At 33.8% G+C, this 17,892-nt stretch carries 11 protein-coding genes; 4 read left to right on the top strand and 7 right to left on the bottom strand.

All coding sequences use genetic code 11. The features are described 5' to 3' along the window. Positions 1–93: 93 nt before the first annotated feature. The 3 genes from FI644_RS12400 to FI644_RS12390 are packed head-to-tail and all read right to left on the bottom strand — an operon-like array spanning position 94 to position 3,816. Positions 94–1,074, bottom strand: coding sequence for a TniB family NTP-binding protein (locus tag FI644_RS12400; RefSeq protein WP_142108424.1), 981 nt, complete (start codon positions 1,072–1,074; stop codon positions 94–96). Further along, positions 1,067–3,175, bottom strand: a complete 2,109-nt coding sequence (locus tag FI644_RS12395) for a TnsB C-terminal domain-containing protein (RefSeq protein ID WP_142108423.1) — start codon at positions 3,173–3,175, stop codon at positions 1,067–1,069. The genes FI644_RS12400 and FI644_RS12395 overlap by 8 nt, the downstream gene beginning before the upstream one ends. Next, on the bottom strand, positions 3,175–3,816 hold the full coding sequence (locus FI644_RS12390) for a TnsA endonuclease N-terminal domain-containing protein (RefSeq protein WP_142108422.1): 642 nt from the start codon (positions 3,814–3,816) through the stop codon (positions 3,175–3,177). The genes FI644_RS12395 and FI644_RS12390 overlap by 1 nt, the downstream gene beginning before the upstream one ends. 69 nt (positions 3,817–3,885) lie before the next feature. On the opposite strand from FI644_RS12390, the gene FI644_RS12385 reads away from it, so the two are divergent. After that, the gene (locus FI644_RS12385) at positions 3,886–5,688 is read left to right on the top strand and encodes a TniQ family protein (protein ID WP_142108421.1); all 1,803 of its coding nucleotides are present in this window, start codon (positions 3,886–3,888) and stop codon (positions 5,686–5,688) included. Between the two features lie 207 nt (positions 5,689–5,895). Here FI644_RS12385 and FI644_RS12380 read toward each other — a convergent pair whose 3' ends face one another. From FI644_RS12380 to FI644_RS26820, 4 genes are all read right to left on the bottom strand, one after another. After that, the gene (locus tag FI644_RS12380) at positions 5,896–6,999 is read right to left on the bottom strand and encodes a hypothetical protein (protein ID WP_142108420.1); all 1,104 of its coding nucleotides are present in this window, start codon (positions 6,997–6,999) and stop codon (positions 5,896–5,898) included. Between the two features lie 478 nt (positions 7,000–7,477). After that, positions 7,478–8,110: a hypothetical protein gene (locus tag FI644_RS12375; RefSeq protein ID WP_142108419.1), complete on the bottom strand. Its 633-nt coding sequence runs from the start codon at positions 8,108–8,110 to the stop codon at positions 7,478–7,480. Positions 8,111–8,223: 113 nt separating this feature from the next. Continuing rightward, on the bottom strand, positions 8,224–9,054 hold the full coding sequence (locus tag FI644_RS12370) for an HNH endonuclease (protein WP_142108418.1): 831 nt from the start codon (positions 9,052–9,054) through the stop codon (positions 8,224–8,226). Between the two features lie 20 nt (positions 9,055–9,074). Then, positions 9,075–9,890, bottom strand: a complete 816-nt coding sequence (locus tag FI644_RS26820) for an abortive infection family protein (RefSeq protein ID WP_142108417.1) — start codon at positions 9,888–9,890, stop codon at positions 9,075–9,077. A 700-nt stretch (positions 9,891–10,590) separates the two neighbouring features. Between FI644_RS26820 and FI644_RS12360 the strand changes: the two genes are divergently transcribed. The 3 genes from FI644_RS12360 to FI644_RS12350 are packed head-to-tail and all read left to right on the top strand — an operon-like array spanning position 10,591 to position 17,576. Next, positions 10,591–11,709: a restriction endonuclease-related protein gene (locus FI644_RS12360; RefSeq protein ID WP_142108416.1), complete on the top strand. Its 1,119-nt coding sequence runs from the start codon at positions 10,591–10,593 to the stop codon at positions 11,707–11,709. Beyond that, entirely contained in the window at positions 11,702–15,091 is a 3,390-nt protein-coding gene (locus FI644_RS12355; protein WP_142108415.1) for a hypothetical protein, read from the top strand. The genes FI644_RS12360 and FI644_RS12355 overlap by 8 nt, the downstream gene beginning before the upstream one ends. Positions 15,092–15,146: 55 nt before the next feature. After that, positions 15,147–17,576 (top strand): hypothetical protein, encoded by a 2,430-nt coding sequence (locus FI644_RS12350; protein ID WP_142108414.1) that lies wholly within the window; start codon positions 15,147–15,149, stop codon positions 17,574–17,576. Positions 17,577–17,892 lie beyond the last annotated feature (316 nt).

Below are 17,892 nucleotides of genomic sequence, written 5' to 3'. Positions count from 1 at the left end.
GAATTACCCAATTACTAATTCTCTGCGAAATAAGCAAGACTATACGTATCTTTACGGTGATTTTCAACTTTAGTTATGGTGGTTTATTCCTTCCTAATTCGCATCTTTACTTCTTAGTTTCTCTAGTTCAAAGGCTTCAACTATATTGAAGTTCTTTACGGTAAACGGATTCGTGACAAATGGACGTGTAGTGAATTCAATTTTGTTAAACGCATCGTATAAATGATTTTCATCAATTGAGTCATTTCCACTCTTTGCAGCAAGTCCTGTTGCCTCATACAAAATCTTATTTACATGTGAAGGAATACCATTAGTTGCATAGAAAAATTTATCTGCTAATTGTTTGGATGCTAGAGATGATCTATCTATAAATGGTAATTGCTCATCTATACTTTTTAGGAACGCTCTAAATTCGATTTGCTCTTCTTTTGTATAATATCTGAAGCCTTCCATACTAAGTTTAGTTAGGAATCGTCGATCAAGTTGTGAGTTAAACTTAAATATTTTCTTTGATTCTGGAAAACCGCATAATATTATCGGTACTCCAGCTTCATCACAAAAAGATTTAACCCACTCTGAAGCCTTATTGAGGATGTGTTTTGTGTCCCTATCTAATAGATGCTGAAATTCATCTATTATTATCAGTTCAACTTTACATTTCTTAATAAAATTCAACAACCTGCTCGTTTGACTAATTTCAGTCCCCTTATCATACGCAGGATCCCCTAAAGAATATAGTAGTCTAGCTGCAACCGTTTTTGGTGTTGCACCAACTGGCAACGTGGAGTATAGTACAGGAATGACAGTATTGTTGTTAACTATATCTCTCGGGAAACGGCTAGTATAATCCTCCAAGAGTGTAGATTTTCCAACTCCAGCCTCTCCGGACAAAAATAATGAGTCTGGTTTCACTGAACCTTTTGAATAGTAGTGTACTTCTTCTATCTCAGTAAGTAAATCACTATAATTGGGATGTGCTATCACGATTCTCTTTACATGCTCTCTTCTATTTCTCACATCCTCTTTGCTTGCTGGAATTCCATTTAATCTTTTAAAGGGAAGTTGCTCATTCATATGAAGTCATCTCCTTTTTATCTTTTATCATAGTAGCCTCCCAACTTGGAAGATCTTCATCATCTGTATCCTCGTATTCAATATACCAATCCTTCTCTTTGTCAACTCTAGGTTCAGATTTCTTCTTATTGTTTCGTTTGTCTTCAGGAACGTTATCAACAATTCTGATTTCATCATTTACTAATGGAACTTCTACATTTGTTTCTGTAGTTATAACAGGCTTAGATGTTATTTGATCAACTGGCTTAAGCACTGTCTCTAAGATAAAATCAGAAGTCTGATTTACTACCTCATCCTTATTTCTTTTCCACTTTTTAATTTGCTTTTCATCTCGTTCTTGTATTAATTTCATTTTGCGTTTAACTTTTGCTCTGTCACTTGGACTAAAAGACTTTTTTATTTCAATTTTCCTCTTTGAATCCAATTCCAATGCTATAAGCGGAACAGGTAAGTCAATGTTTATCTTTTTTCTCTTTAATCCAGTAAACTCTGCCTTAATATATTTATTATTAATTGGATCGTACACGTATACCTTTCTCATATCGCTTGTATCGTATCTAACTCGTACTTTCTCATCTTCTCGATTGAGTTTTTCAAAGAGATTCTTCAGCTCCATTAACTCAGGACTATAATAGTATTCATTCTCAATAACTACCCCTTGCTGATGTATTTTTCTTAATTCCGAACCACTCATTAGCAATATTTTTAATGATTCAATACTTCTAGGAATCTGTAACATAAGATGTGGGTTTTTTTCTATCCCTTGAACCCAAAGATTATGAGGAGAATTTCCTCGTCTTGTATCATAACTATTGGCAACTATATCAACCATAGCAAGGTGTGCCATATAGATAAAACCTTGTATTGTTATACAAGCATTTTTCTGTGCATCATATCTACCCTTTTCAATAAAGTTTGAAAAAGTAGTCCCCTTCTGATTATGTATATACGTTGTGTTCAATCTTCTAAAAGCTCTTTCAATTGTTCCCTTTTGATAACCTGCATCTATTTTGCAAAACTGAACTTCTTTAACTCCTACTTGATAACAACCCTCTTCAAATTCATAAGAATCATTAACACTCGCATTATCAACAACTATAGTATGAGGAATTGCATGAGCAATCCATTCCTTTTCAACAAATGGATATAAATCTTTTAAATAAATTTTAGGCATAATTATGTGGATTAAACATTGTTTTAATGCACTGCTATCAACAGGTTTAAACGTAACAAAAAAACCCATTGGCATACCTGTACACTTATCAACCGCATATATTAAATTTGGCCTTTTGGCTTTAAGATCCGCTGGATCTACTAACATCAAATCAACAGGTGTCCAGTCTATCTCGACCCTTTGTAGTGGTCTAGTTGCTATTACTTCTTTCTTTGTTCCATCTCTTTTCAGTTTCGCTAACACGGTTCCTTTTTTGGGCAAATCCATTTTGTAGATATCAACCAGCTCCATAAACCGTCTTCTTACTTTTGAACGTGAAACATAAGTTAGTTTTTCATGTGCTTCTTTATTCAGATTTTCTTCATCAATCCTTAAAGCGCATTCTGAAAATATATCTTCGTATGTATAGTCAAGTCCTTCATATATATAATTTTCCAAGTAATGATTGATTGCTCCATCTAGAATTTCTTGTTTTTCTTTTGATATCCTAGGGCCTTTTGGTCCAGATTTGAATGCAACAAGTGCTCTTATGTCTTCAGTACTTTCCCATCTCTTTTTCCATTCATAAAAGGCTGATTTCTTAACTTGTCCATTAAGCCCTTCAATGTAACTCTTGATTTCAGAAGGTGAAATTTCCCCTTTTATGACGGGTTCTAATATCTTATATCTTCTGATAGCTTCGTTTTTTGATTTTTCATCTAAATCATTGAAATTTTGCACACGGATGTATTTCTTTTCCGCCTCATTTATTCTGAAGACTAAAGTCCCATCCCACCAATGTTTTAATAGGTCATCTTTTCTCCATAACTCTATTTGTTGATAATTCAAATTTTCTAATTCATAATCAACCTCTAGCTCTTTCCTCACTATAAATTCATTGTCCTTAATTAAAAATCTAGAACCCGGCGAGAAATAATAACCAGACATTAAGTACCTATCCTTTCTATTATTGATTCATCGTTAATTAAGTGTGTAATCAAGTCCGTTAATACTTGATGGGTGTAGATCAAATAAAATACGTTATTTTCTACTTCTGATTCATCAAAATATGTGATGATTTCTTTCAAACTTCCTATACTAGTTCGACCGTTCATTTCTTCTAATACTCTAATTATTACTTGCTGTACTTTTCTGCAAACAGAGTCTGGCCTAACCTCTGTCAAAATATCAAGGTTCTCTATTAAAAAACCTTTACGAATGTCCTTTTCAGTGACGACCAAATACTTCATATTTCTTGCACCACAGTATTTGAGTCCCACTTGAAACTTAATTTTATTCTTTTCATCGTTAATCTTATCTTCTGCCTTTACCTCGTAAAGGTACTTTTTCATGTCATTTTTAACAACAAGGAAATCAGGGTAATATTTCAGCTTTTTCCCCTGATACACATAATCAATTCTTTCAGGTTGGAATCTGAAATTTATAACTGTGGGATCAAAATCAAGAAGCTTAATAAAATCTCTTTCAAGTGTACTTTCCCATGGAATCATCCGGTGCATTTTTGTGCTATTATGCTTTCCACGAATGCTAAGTTTATTGCTAGCTTTGATTTTCCTTGCTACTTTCATTAAACAACACCTCGAATTTAATAATATTTTCCAACATTGAAAATAATAGTAAAAAAACCAGGTGATTATATGTTGCTTTTTTTTCCAAAACCTTATCCACAAGAAACGTTATTAAGTTTTATTTACAGGGTTGCAATAGAACACGAGATGGGTAACTTAGATTGGATATTTGAGCTGATTCTTAGGGAAATATCAATTTATCTTAAGCCTGAAGAGGTCAATCGGTTAAAAGGAGATAAACTAAAATTTGTTGCCAAATTTCTAGGGTTAACTCTTGAAGAAGCTGAAGATTTAACGGTATGTAAGTATTTTGAGAGGTATCATATAGATGTTCGCAATGAGTCAAAAAACACAGTGTTTCTATATAAGAAAACTCGCTTCTGTCCATTGTGCCTTAAAGATGGGGTTTACCAAAGAAAGTCTTGGATAAGTTGCCATTCAATTATGTGTACAGAACATAGCGTAATGTTAAATGATCGTTGCTATATATGCAAAAATATCCCGAATGCAAAATCTATTATACTTGATAAATGTTTAAATTGTAACAATATTCTATCAAATTCACCATTAAAATTGAATTTTCCTAATAAATTTATCGAGTATCAGCAAGTAATAGATCATCTCCTCGAAAAAGATAGTTTATCATTTTCCCATCCGTGGATAAATAATCATGGTACATTTATAGAAACTTTGGATTTCTTAGCCCTATGGGCCGCAAAATTGATTCCGAGAGTCGATCTATCTATCTTTAAGTACAATTTGAACTATGAAGGAACAGTACTTGAGAGAAATCATTTGAAAAATTTCCGTACCGTAGAACAAACAGCATGTTTATTTACTTATGTTTTTAACATAATTACAAATTGGCCAAATGAATTTGAAATATTTATAAGGAACTCTGAAATAAGCAGCGCTCGCTCACTTCAAAGCTTTATTAAGTACGGAATTCCAAGAATTATTAACACACCATTATGGGAAGTTTCTAAAGCTTTTACAAATTACGTAGCTATTAAAAAGGGGAATTTGGCAGGAAATCAATATGTAAGATCTGATGAAGTAAGATTCTTATATCCAAAATTTAACGGAGGTATTGTAAATTCGCCTCAAGTTAAATCACAGAAAATAAATGTTCTTAATTCTTCAATTATAGTTATTGATAAAGTTGAGTTGGATATTTTCATGGATAAATTTGAAAAAAGTTACAATAAAGAGGAATTGAGAGCAATTTGGGGAACAAGTGCAAAGGCTACCTTTGCAATATTGAATGCTGGACTTATAGATCGTGCCTTTTACTTTAAATCAGGTAGTGTATATAACTGGGTAATTCCTAAGAATTCTATCAATACTTTAAAGAAAAAGCTTAAGCAAGCATCTACTACGAATATAAGTAACCCTATCACTTTTAATCATGTAGCTGAATGGATAGGCCCAGATAAAGCAAACTTTCTGATTAAAAAAATGTTAAACGGTTCTTTAAAATTTGAATATAAATACAAACTCAGTGATTCCCTACTTGATAAAAAGGACACATATTATCAAATCAAAGAAGAAATCTTTAGGCTTAGTAAAAAATCGAAAGTTATTTCGTATAGAGATGCAACGTTTATTTTAGGTGTTAAACAATCAGATGTACAATACTGGATAAGTAAAGGCAGATTAGGACGGATTAATAATCATACTATCAACGGCATTCCCTTCAAAAATTTTCTGGAGTTTCACGAGAGGTTCATTACAACATTAGAACTTGCATTTAAACTCAACCTCACTGTAAAACAAGCTACTAAGAAGTATACTCTTGGTAAGCTTATTTCTGTATCGGGCCCTAAATTTAATGATGGAAAAAGACTTTTGTTTATAAGAAGCCATATCTGATGTTATTTGATTATTAACCGGAAAATTTGTAATCAATAAATATTTCAGTAGGCACCTATATCTATATAGGTGTCTTACACTCCGTATTAAACTATAGCCCGATTAGTTTAAGAGCAATTGTTCACAAACTTGCAATATGTTGTGTTCATGCATACATCTTTCAACTCAATAATTTTAGAAATACAACTACAAAGGTAATCTGATATATTATCGAATTTTAAACTCTTCCAAGAGTAAATTGGGGATTTCATTCATATTTGAAAAATCCACATTACTTCCAACTAATGCAGTATCAACATTTGGATTCGTTGTTAATACATCAAATGATTTTCTACTTGCATCTATTAATCCCTTATGTTTCAATATATCATCATTAACCTCTTTGTTAATAAATACATCTTCGGAATAGTTAAATATTATATAGTTTATTGCAGCTAATTTATCTTTAACAGACAATTTTCTAAATTGCTTATAAAATGCTCTGTATCTCTTGTTATCTTTTGAATCAATAAACATCATAATGACACTTGAATTCTCTAGTGGGAACACACATATATGGATAGCTTTAATTCTATAATCGGGAGAATCATTATATATATCATTAATAATACCCCCTTCAATGTCTATCATTAATGCAACATTACTTTGGAAAGCCATTGGAACAACATAATCTACTTTTTGATGATAAATTAAGTAATACTCATTATCCCATCCTTTTTTATCTATCTTCTTTGCTCGATTAAAATCTTCAGTATATTCCTTTAAATCTAAATTATTTATTATCTGCTTCTGTTTATAAAGTTCATACCGAAGCCCAAAGCTTTCGTACATGTTATCATATAATGCAATTTCAAACTTTCTCTTACTTATACTTTTTAAATAATTTTTCATAGCAATCTGAGAAATCATTTTTGCTGTCGGTACATCTTTATAATTATCTGGATTCTCATAATCACTAAAGATTTTACTATCACATTCTCGACAAATTAATTGAAAAGTTCCCGACTGGTTTACACCATTATCATTATCTAATAATGGTAAACTTACTAATTTATTATTATTGTATATGTCTCCCTCTACAGCAATGTTTCTCAGAAAATAAGCAGGTATAGAATGTGAATTACAAAAGCTACTACATCTTTCACCACAATAAAAGCACTTTACTTCTTTGGCATTCTTTCTACTTTGACTTAGTAATCTGCCTAATTGCTTTCTGTAAACAACTTTTTTTTCTTTCATAGCATTCAATTCTAATTCTGAATCAGTACCTAAACTTAACATCTGAATAAAATCGTCAACATTATTCAACACAAGTTCCTACCCCATTATATTAATTTTTGGATTTATACTATGAATATTCAAAGGAATAAATAAGATAGAAGATTATAACAAATTGTGTCGTTCACTTGTACAACCCCCTTTTATTCAATATTACGAATACAGTAAATGCAAAGTTTCACTAAATGTCGTTCCTGCACAAAACTTCCCATTAATACAATAACTTTAATAGAAATAGCGTTAATCCTTCTTCGTTTACGCGCCCGATTGCCGAATAACCTCTTCTATTGAACAGTCTTTGTACTGTGCAACAAAAGATACAGCTATAAATGCCAACCCTTGTTCAACATCCCCCCCTTTTAGCACAAGAACCGATTGTCCCTATCAGAACTTTTAACCCAGTAAGAAGCTAATTAATTTTGAAAAAATACCTGCCCCCCAGTGCAGTAATACTTGACTGAATCGGGGATCAGGCACTTTAATCAAAAAAATTTAGATTTTAGTCTTCCGTTTAATCAACTTCGACAACTGGACTTAAGTGTTCAGGAAAGTCCTCCCAAAACTCAATAATAACCTTGGTGAACTTATCAAAACCAACTTTCTCAATATCGAAAACAATCTCAGCATTGGTTGTTAGTTCAACGTCCATGAGTCTCTCGTCACCGAAGTAACCTTTTAAGAACAAGTCTGGGTTCTTATTATATAACCTAGTAGCAGAACGTCCGTCACCATGCTTGTATGTATTTACAAGATCAGCTAATAGTTCAACAGTTTCCCATTGACAAGTCTTTGTCAAATCGTAATTTAAAAATTCGTATGCTTCTTTTAATTGACCCATATTAAAACTAAACTTTGAAAATCCATCTTTTGTTCTTATCGGGCTCATTCTATGGTTTAGCTCCGAGTAGATAAAACCTCTCAATTGTTGTTCAAAAATCTGGTATGTTGTAGCCAACAACGACAAGTGGAAATTATATTCCATGAGTTTTTCAGATTTATAAAATTCGTAAGTTTCCATTTCGATATTTTCAAATATGTCGCTAGGATCAACTACTTCATAATTGTAAGCTGTCCCATATTCTTCAACCATTTTCTCTTTGTATTTGTTTGCAGAACCTTCAATATCATTGAAAAGGGTTTCCATTGCAGTAGCAAACTTTTCTTGTAATTTTTAATAAATGAAAATGTATCGCTCTCTTTTATGTTTAGATAACCACACATTTACTTGAAGTTGTTCGCTCATACGTTCTCCACTCCTTACACTTTACTTTGTTTTTCTATATTCCAATATGGTGCATTTACTGAACTACTTGCTGTTGACCTTGCTCCTTTTGAAGTATTACACGGTTCACACAACAATTGAAAGTTTGAAGCGTCGTTGCTGCCATACAAGTCCAAAGGAACAATATGGTCAATATGCTTTGTGTTTTGTGTTCTGATCAAGTTAGAAAGGTCACAACGACATTCTGGATTTGAACAAGTTCCTTTGTCTCGATAAAAAACAGCGTCGGTCAACCATTTTGGGAAATAAACTCGTTTTATCCGTTTCTTATTAGTAACATACTCTGGAAATTGTTCCTCGATTTCTTCCATGTATTCTTGTATAAATGCAGAAAGCTCCAAATGAAAATCATGCAAGAACTTTCTATCTTGAAAAATGAATTGAAACGCAGCGTGAACGATTAGTTCATCAATTTTGTCTTGGTGTTCATTTATATATTCCATTAGCTGCTCAACGATTTCTCTACAATTACATTTTTCATGATATTCGTCGCTACAACCAGCAAAGTCTGGAGTTGGTATGTTCGGTTGCAAGTTTACTCCTTCAAGAGTTCTTATCATAAAATTATAAATCCATTGTAAATCGTCTACGTTTTTATAAATTTTGTCCAATTCATCTTCAATGTCCTGAAAGAAAAACAAATAGTGATGAACTGCCGTCAATTTATTTGGTTTAACAATACTCTCAAAAATTTCGTCTTTGAAACAAGAAAATGCTTCTGCACTATAATCCCAAAAATTTGAAACAGCCAATCCTGCTAGTCCAATTCCAGAACTGAGAGCTAAATGTTCGTCTTTTGCTGCCATAAATTCCCACCTTATTTTGCTCACTTAGTAAAAGGGATCTTTCTACTAATCATGTAGGTTTCTATAAGATAAATACAAAGTGTTCCACTTAAATTGATGGCAAATTTTGCGTGTCGCTCGCTTGGTTTGTAATACACTTTTCCTTTTCCGTGTGAGTCTCCATAAGCATTTCTCAAGGCTCCAAGTCCTGTTACAACTCCATTTATTGAACCTAGTATTTGTTTGAAAATTTCCGCTCCATGTTGGTCTGGAGACAAGTTTAGCAATTGAGCAACCTTCTTGTATAATTGACTTAGATTGTCCGTTTCTTTATATTCTTCTTCAATGTCGTCCAGTATCCATTTCAACGTACTTTCAACCATTGCTCTGGTTGCAGTGATTGCGTCTTCTGGATCAGACTTTGCTTGACTTAACGCTCTCTTCCAATCATTTTCAACGTGTTCGATATTATACTCCCCAGTAAAGCTTTCAAGCTCTTTTGGAATATATGTTGTGTTTTCATATTGAACTTTTCCATTTACAAAAGTATAGCCGTCACGTTCCAACAATTTAAAAAATTGCTTCCGAGTAGTATCATTTTGAAAATACTCGTTTTCTTCATTTTCGAGATAAAACATTTCTATTACATTGAACAATTTTCGCAAGTCACTAGGATTTTTTAAATCAAGTGAAGAAACGTAAGAGTCAGCAAGTGAACGTCTTTGCCCACTTAAAGTGGAGACATAATTTTCAGCTTCAAAAATGTATTCACATTCAAAGAGCTTTTGTATGGTTGCAAGTGTTCCATAGCCTGTTAATAAGTCATAAAAGGTATGGATTGTCCGTTTGCTTATCAATTATCATTACTCCAATCTCTATCAATGTCATTAATTCCAATTATTACAAAAAGGGACAAATTAGGCTACTATTTTACGATAAAAAAGCTCTCCAAGTTGTGTGGAATGTTCTAGTGTCGTTTTTCATAATATAAATCCATTAATGCTTGAACCAACATTTTTAGATTGGGTTGTTGACTTCTTTTCCAATACCTTGTCGACGGTCTTTTCACTATTATTTTCTTTAAGTGTTCTTCTTTTGATTGTTATTAAAGAATGGAGAACTCAAGTAAATGGACCTTTCGTCAACGGGCCTTCAATTCATGAAGCTTCATTTTGAATTAGAACGTTGTCTTTTAAAGAATTATTTTTAGCTTTAGAAATAAATGTTTTACTATCTAAGAAAAAAGTGCCACTTGTGAAATATTCTTTTTTAATGAACTGTATCGTTGTACTACACAGCAACTAGATCAGGTAAATCATTAACCATTCTAAGTCAATCTTAAATTCAGTATGTGTTGAAATCATCGTTTCGAATGATGGATTGTACTTTTCTTTCCCCCTTTTCTCTCACTATCAATAACACATAGGTAAGACTATTTTTACGTCTAGTACTTTATAACTTCTTAAATCTATTCATTTTAATGATATAATGCTTTTTGAATACTATACCCATTTTTGCTATAAAAAGTAAATTAAGATGGCTGAAAGGATAATTTGTATGGATTATTTCAATAAAAACTTAATTGAATTCGTATTAGAAGTAACCGAAACGCTACAATATTTAGAACGCAATCCCTCGGAATTACCGACGTTCCCCCCATTAAAACGAATACATACAGAAATAATAAAAAGATATTTAAGTACCGAGCGTCGTTTTATCGGCAGTGGAATAGATTACCGTAATCGTGAATTGTTCCCAAACAATTATCAAAAACTCTTAACCTTGTTTCAACTTCCTTTATCTGAATGGGGAGAAGGAATCTTTACGAAAAAAGAATTAAAAAACTTAGGTTTAGAGAATTTTCGTTTTTTAGATACGTATGGATTAACCGATGATTGTCATTATATCTATTCCGAGAAGGAATCATTATTTGAATTCCAAAGTAGCGGAGTGGCTAAAGCCTTACACTATTGTCGTCAATATCAACATCAACTAGATAACGCCCAAAAACTCTATACTAAATTTCGGTTGTTTATTCAAGAACATCCTGTACTAAATGAGCAGGAATTAAAGCAGTTTATGATGAAGGGATTGTTAGATACTCAACTTTCCAATTACCTAGAAGAATGTTATGAACCTATTAGAAACTACCATTATCTTCTGTGCCCGCGATGTGGTTGGACAATGACTAAAATTACCGATAGTCATTATCGTTGTTTAACAGAAGAATGTGAGAAACAATTTGATGTCTCCGATACAATGGGGTCTTTATTTCAAGATGCCGAGTTTCGTACAAAAAAAGCAGTACAATTCTCAACTGTCATATCGGGTTTATGGGAAATGGAATTAAAAACACGACTAGAGAAAAAAGGTGCAGTGGTGGAGCTATATCCAAATTTAGAGCGATATGGGGATTTAGAAGTGAAGGTTCAAGAAGATACCTTCTTAATCGATGTAAAAAACTACAGAATCTCCCATGACCTATTGTCCAAATTAGAAGAGGAATTGAGTCAAGGAAAGTATCATGAGTCACATACAACAATTATTGCGGTACCTGATCATAAATCAAAAGCATATGTGGATTTCATTAATAAACAGGTCCCTCTTACTTTACGTGTCATGAGATTCAAAGAAATTGTTAAAAAGATTACGAATAGAGAGGTACATCATGCCTAAACTCTTATCGATGTTTCGTTATTTATATAAAACCCAGGGAGAGTTCCTCCAACCTTTTAAAGATGAATGGAAGCAACTTGATACAGCAGTGATTGACGATGCCGACTTTACGATGTTAGCAGAAGTCGAGTTATCATGTTATGCGTTTCAAAAAAATTACCCTAATATTCCCTTAACCGCATCAAATGTTTATTCTATGTTTATGGGGATAGATACATTAATTCCAGAACCTCTTGATTTTGAACAAGTTCAAGTACTACGTGTTTACTTTAAAAAGCGTTCATCTAAAACAACATGGAAATATAAATTTAATCGCTATCTAACTTTCTCTACTCTACTTCGAGCATACGAAGACGTGGAAAATGTAGATCCGAATGAGGATCAGTTACAGCGACAAATTCCCTCAGTGATTCAAGAGCGCTTCAACTTATTTGATAAAATGCTTACGTTCTCTCATATTGTGCGAGAGCCTGTTATTCCTGAATTTACTACGAGTGCAACGCCCATCTCGTTTTTCCGAAGTTATAAAAACGATGAAAAAAAAGGGTATTATACTACCTTACATTACCAGCAAGTTTTTGATCAAACCTATAATTTGGCTGGAAACAAACCTAATCGGATGCCATCTCATTGGCTAGAGTTTGATAATTCAGTTTTAAATGAAGGTTCACACCTCTTAATTCATGGCCGACAAAAACAACCACGTTCTACACTCACTTTATCTTTAGAGTGTGATACTCATTGGGATGAAGTAGCAAAAGACATGGACCGTAAACGGATGGAAGTGGCAGCAACACTAGGGAAAATAGAAACCAATACAACTTATTGGCAAGACCGACAGAAAAATGTCACGCTTTATTCTACAGACTCAACAAAAAAATCCTTAGAGTATGATACACAAGTCGGTATCGCCGGACTTGTCGGAGCGGGTAAAACCACGTTTATTCACTTAGAAACATTCCGTTTGGTCCAACAGGGCAATAAGTGCGGAATTGTCACCATGAATACAGCGGATACGTTGAAATGGGTATATGATTTATATTTAACAGGAATAAAAGCCGTACCGATTATTGGAAAAAACAATATGGATAGTCATTTACAACAGTTCATTCAAAAAATCACACGTACGGCCGATGAAGATAAACACATTCTATCAGAACTAGCTTTAAATTACGTTTTGAGCTTTTTTGGTGGGGTTTGCATTGTGGATTCCTTCTCTAAAAATGCTGATCCAACCATCCCTTTAAAAGAATATCCATGTACCAAACTTCAAATTTCTGAATCCAAAAATAAAGAGAAGTATCTATGTCCACTTTATTTAACCTGTGGGATGTTTGAAGCTGACCGCCAGCTCTCTGAGGCGGATGTATGGATTGGGACATCGGCTGCTATTCAACAATCAGCTCCGTATACGTTTATGAATCCTCATCATAAAACCTATTATGATTTAATGAATATGTATTTAGATGTCATTTACGTAGATGAAGCGGATGGAATACAAGATACCTTTGACGCGATGTATAATACAGCGAATAAACTTTTCGGAAATCATGAACAAAGCTTTGAAAAGTTACGCCAAACCGCGTTTGCACTATTGGACCAAAATCAAAAAATCCAAAATGATACGAACATCCGTCGATTTGCTCATTATATAGATTTGGCCAATCGTTCGAAAAACCTTATTTTCGGACTTATCCAAAACAAAGAATCCGTTCGTAAATTCTTAAAAAAACGCACCTTTTCACCGCAACTTTTACTTTCAAATGTCACTCGAAAATGGTTCGAGTTACCCAAAGATGAAGATGTCATGAAAAACGAATTATTCCAATGGTTTTTCCATCAAGAACGTTTTAATCCAGAAGAGTATCTCAAATTGGTTATCTCACAAATAAATGAGGTTGAAACCATAAAAATGGATTCAAGATATGAAGGAAAAGAAGCAGAGAAATTCGAAATGGAAATGAGCGTCATTCGTACTTTCTTAATACAGCATGTATTTCCAAATATAAATGGAATCAATCAACCCATCCTAGAAGAAGATGATGTAGCCAAGTTCATGCTTTATCTGTATTTTTATGTCTTTGATACTTGTTTCTATAACATTTTAGAATTAAAGGATTACGTTGAAATTCGTACCAATAGTAATCTTGATGAGTTTATTGAAGTAACTTACCAACACATTTATAAATATTTGCCATTTATTCCCGATGCCCTTACGATGAGACGATTTCAATATTATTTCAAAGAGAGTTCAAAAGACCAACAATATGGTACCTTTGAAGTTTATCAATACTTAGGAGTAGGTCGTTCTTCATTAACGAATTGGGGGACTTTATACCAACATCGTGATAAACAAGAAACGAGTGTTGTCTTTTTGTCAGGAACAAGTTATGCGGTAGGTTCCACACATTACCATGTAGATGTACCCATATCGTATTTATTGGAATCTAAAATAGAAATCCCTTCGACGATTGAACAATTTTCTCATGTGTTTGTGGATCACGAGAATGAGCCGATTTTCATTTCGGGGGTTTCGGAAGAACAAAAAGAAATTCAATTGAAACGATTAACTCAACAGATGGTACCCCTAATCCGTCAAGAATTGTATCATTGGCAAATTGACGAAAACGATATTAATAAAGGACGTAAAGTTCTACTAGTGGTCAATTCGTATGTTCAAGCTCAATGGGTGTATCAAGCGTTAATTCCTTTTTTGCAAGATAAAGTTCAGGCAATTACTAAACATTCAGCCAATGAAAACATCTTACGAGATGAAGTAATTTATGCTGCGGATAAAGACATTGATGTATTAGTCGTACCACTCCAATCGATTAATCGTGGCTACAACATTCTAAAGAAAAATAGCTTTTATTCTTACTTCGGCTCGGTCATGTTTATGGTTCGACCGTACCTTGTGACACAAAATGTATCCAATGCCATTTCGATCTTGAATGGTTACCTACCTGCTCTAGTTGATGAAGCGGCAAGATATAAAAAGTACTTCGGAGATGGCATTCAACATGTGGTGAAACGCTCCAATGAAATTTTTGAAAAACTCATTGCTAGTGAAGAAGCTTTTGACACCTTAGAAGAAGAAATTCGTGAGATCATTTCCTGGTATACGTTCGTCAATGTTTGGCAGATGATTGGCCGTACTTTACGTGGAAATACAGATGCACGAGTTCATTATGTAGATGCAAAATTCTCGTACAATCGAAGAACAGAAGCTTTAAATAAAAAGAATAATAACTTGCTAGAAGAATGGAACAACATTCTCACTCAACGTGATGATATGATTATAGATAAGTTATACCAACCATTCATCGAAAGTTTAGAAGAAGCTCTTACACCGACTTATCATTCATATACAAAAAATTATTAATGGATAGACCCCTCTGTTCAACATGAGCAGAGGGTTTTGTCAGAAAGGAATAGGTATGACACTTACTACTACTAAGAATTTAATTCAACCGCATGGATTTATTCTAAAAACTGATGCATTTGAAGATCAATCGGTGTTTGCCATTTATTTACCAGTTGAAATGGTTTCGTTTTTGCATACATTTAGTTTCGAATATCAAAGTCGTTTCAAATTCGGAGAATTCCGAACCATGATCGAAGGTCGTTATCCTTCTATTATCTCCATTCATCTTTCTTCTGCTTCGTTGCAAGGAGCAGAACCGTGGATGTATCTTTCACTTACCTCTTTAGAAGAAGTGGAATTTCTCTATTGGGAGTTTTACCGCTGGATTGAGGGATGTTTAGAAGAGGATGAAGAATCACTGTTGCTTATCCCTTCCGAAGTGAAACAAGCGAAAATGCCCTATTGGGAAGTAGATGTAGCATCTTTATTTCATGATACTCGTACCTTTCCCGCATTTATGAAAGGGTATCTAGCCACTCGGATGATCGAAACAGGTATTCCTGCATCTTTTAAGCAAGTAGGAAACGATGCATCTTACCCTACTGTTTGGTACAAAACGCATAATGGAAGCGGATATGAAGTGGTATCCCATCCACTTGCCTTATCAAAAGAAGATGCCAAAACCCCATTAAAAGCTTCTATTGTTGGTCGTCTTGAAGTGGTTCGTTCCGTCGACGATTGGCACGTTCATGTGTATTTTTCATTACGTCGTTGGCTGGTGGGACTACACCCTAAGAAGCGGTTCCATTACAATTCAAAAAAGAAATCGTACGATGACCGTTCCTTTTATGTGGTAAATCCAATATGGAAATCACCTCACATGCTGCGGTTATCCATTGCGAAAAGCGGACAATCGGCTCGATTCACTCATGAACGTGCAACAATAGAATGGTTAAAACGAAACCGCTTAGAATTAGATCCATTAGAAACGATTTTATCATCTCTTGACCAATATCAAGATTCATCCAATACAATGGTCTTAATTCCTTATGTTGCAGAAGATAAAAATAAGAATGGTAATTACCTAGAAGTGGGCTTAAATACAGTTGACCATTACAATCTATTTTTGATGATACAATCTATTTTTCCTACACTTCCCCTCTTACATCCACTCAAAAAATTAAGAGAAGAGGATTGGGAGGCACCAAATGTAAGTACCTCTTATAAAGGTGGACACATTAGAGTAGATGTAAGTAATACACAAAAAGAACATTTGTGGGATCAAGTGATTCCCATTCATGTGTATTCCACTCGAACTATGATACAAGAAGAAGTAAAAGCAGCAATTGAAACGTTATTTTCAAGAGAAAAACAAAATGGTGGTTCTAACTATAAGGTTGAGCCATCTTCACAACAGGAAAATCGATTTGATGTCATTTCTCGTTCAGATGAAAGTTTCTTACAAGACTTTGCGATTGAATTTATCTACCATAAGTGGGACTCAACGTTGTTTGGTCCATTAGAATGCTCGTCCTTCAATGAATACCGGGATGCCACCCTAAAGCGAATAGAACGTTTTAAAGCCCTTATTTCACCTTCTCCTGCTATTTCACATGCGTTAGTAGAGATAGGCGAGTATGAAAGCTACAACGCTCATACTGACCCCAAACAATCAGTGAAATTAGGGTTCTTGGAAAGAAATATGTTGACGCAATGCTTTTATGGAAAGGATGTCAATTTATCTAATAGATTACTTAAATCAATCCAAGACATCTTAGCCACCAAAGGGTTTTTAAACCAACATATTCAATCCTCTGAAGCGGTATTAAATCACTATGTATTCTATATGCCTTATGTGTTAGAAATCGGCCATGGACGGGCTAAAAGATTTATTTACACTATTGCTCGGTACCATCAAGGAATGATGCACGTTAAATATGAGCAATCGAATTGGCTTACATTAGAGGAATCATTGACCTATCTTACTCTTAGTCATCAACGGAGGTTAGTTCAACGAGATAAACGAAACTTCTCATTGTTTTGGAGAGGTTGTATTCAATCAATAGAAAATGCTGAACCGATTGTTATCTTTGAGAAGCACTTATGTACAGCAAACGATAGTGAACGAGGGTTTACTTTCATGACATATGAATTTAATACATCGAATGTACCGTATGTATCTTACTTTAAAAATAATGAACTTCCATCAAAGGGAACCTATTTAGCACGTACCAACGATGGATATGTATCGATAGCCGCAAAGATGCCAACTGATACAAAAGCTAATAGTTTCATGAGTAAATTAGATTACAATAAGATGTATGTCAACCGTGTCCCAATTAAGCTTCAATTCCAATCCATCAAGGGAAAGGAAGTCAACAAAGACCAAATGGCTTATGCGGTTCATTTATTGAGAAACATCACGGTTACATTTGAATCGTTTGTGAATCATCCTTATCCACTTCATATGCTAAAGCAGCATCATGAATTATTGTTATTTTAAATACTTTTAAAGGATTAGCCCATTAACTAATCCTTTTTCTACTCGAAATGTGCATTAGTTTATGCCTTTTGGCAAAATATATATCTAGAAAATTGACTTTATTCGTCAATACTCTTTTTTTTACAATATTAAGGTATTCAGCTTGAAATAATCGAAAAAACTTGTTTCAAGGCTTATTTGCTTTTAGAGTTACGTTATTTATCCATTTCATTCGAAAAACCACCAATTAGATTGGGTAATTATATATTTTCCAAAGCACATGTTTCCATTTTTGAATTCAATCAAATTTGGTAAAGGTTATATTAAATGCCCAGTA

Source organism: Cytobacillus solani (assembly GCF_006704205.1).
Lineage (GTDB): Bacteria > Bacillota > Bacilli > Bacillales > Cytobacillaceae > Cytobacillus > Cytobacillus solani.
The sequence above is the reverse complement of the archived record's forward strand: the minus strand, read 5'-3'. Positions and strand labels throughout refer to the sequence as shown.

Bases quoted from the DNA above. Each gene is read 5' to 3' on its own strand.
- FI644_RS12385 (WP_142108421.1), top strand. From the start codon at position 3,886: ATGTTGCTTTTTTTTCCAAAACCTTATCCACAAGAAACGTTATTAAGT.
- FI644_RS12370 (WP_142108418.1), bottom strand. From the start codon at position 9,054: ATGGCAGCAAAAGACGAACATTTAGCTCTCAGTTCTGGAATTGGACTA.
- FI644_RS12395 (WP_142108423.1), bottom strand. From the start codon at position 3,175: ATGTCTGGTTATTATTTCTCGCCGGGTTCTAGATTTTTAATTAAGGAC.
- FI644_RS12390 (WP_142108422.1), bottom strand. From the start codon at position 3,816: ATGAAAGTAGCAAGGAAAATCAAAGCTAGCAATAAACTTAGCATTCGT.
- FI644_RS12400 (WP_142108424.1), bottom strand. From the start codon at position 1,074: ATGAATGAGCAACTTCCCTTTAAAAGATTAAATGGAATTCCAGCAAGC.
- FI644_RS12350 (WP_142108414.1), top strand. From the start codon at position 15,147: ATGACACTTACTACTACTAAGAATTTAATTCAACCGCATGGATTTATT.
- FI644_RS12375 (WP_142108419.1), bottom strand. From the start codon at position 8,110: ATGGAAACCCTTTTCAATGATATTGAAGGTTCTGCAAACAAATACAAA.
- FI644_RS12360 (WP_142108416.1), top strand. From the start codon at position 10,591: ATGGATTATTTCAATAAAAACTTAATTGAATTCGTATTAGAAGTAACC.
- FI644_RS12355 (WP_142108415.1), top strand. From the start codon at position 11,702: ATGCCTAAACTCTTATCGATGTTTCGTTATTTATATAAAACCCAGGGA.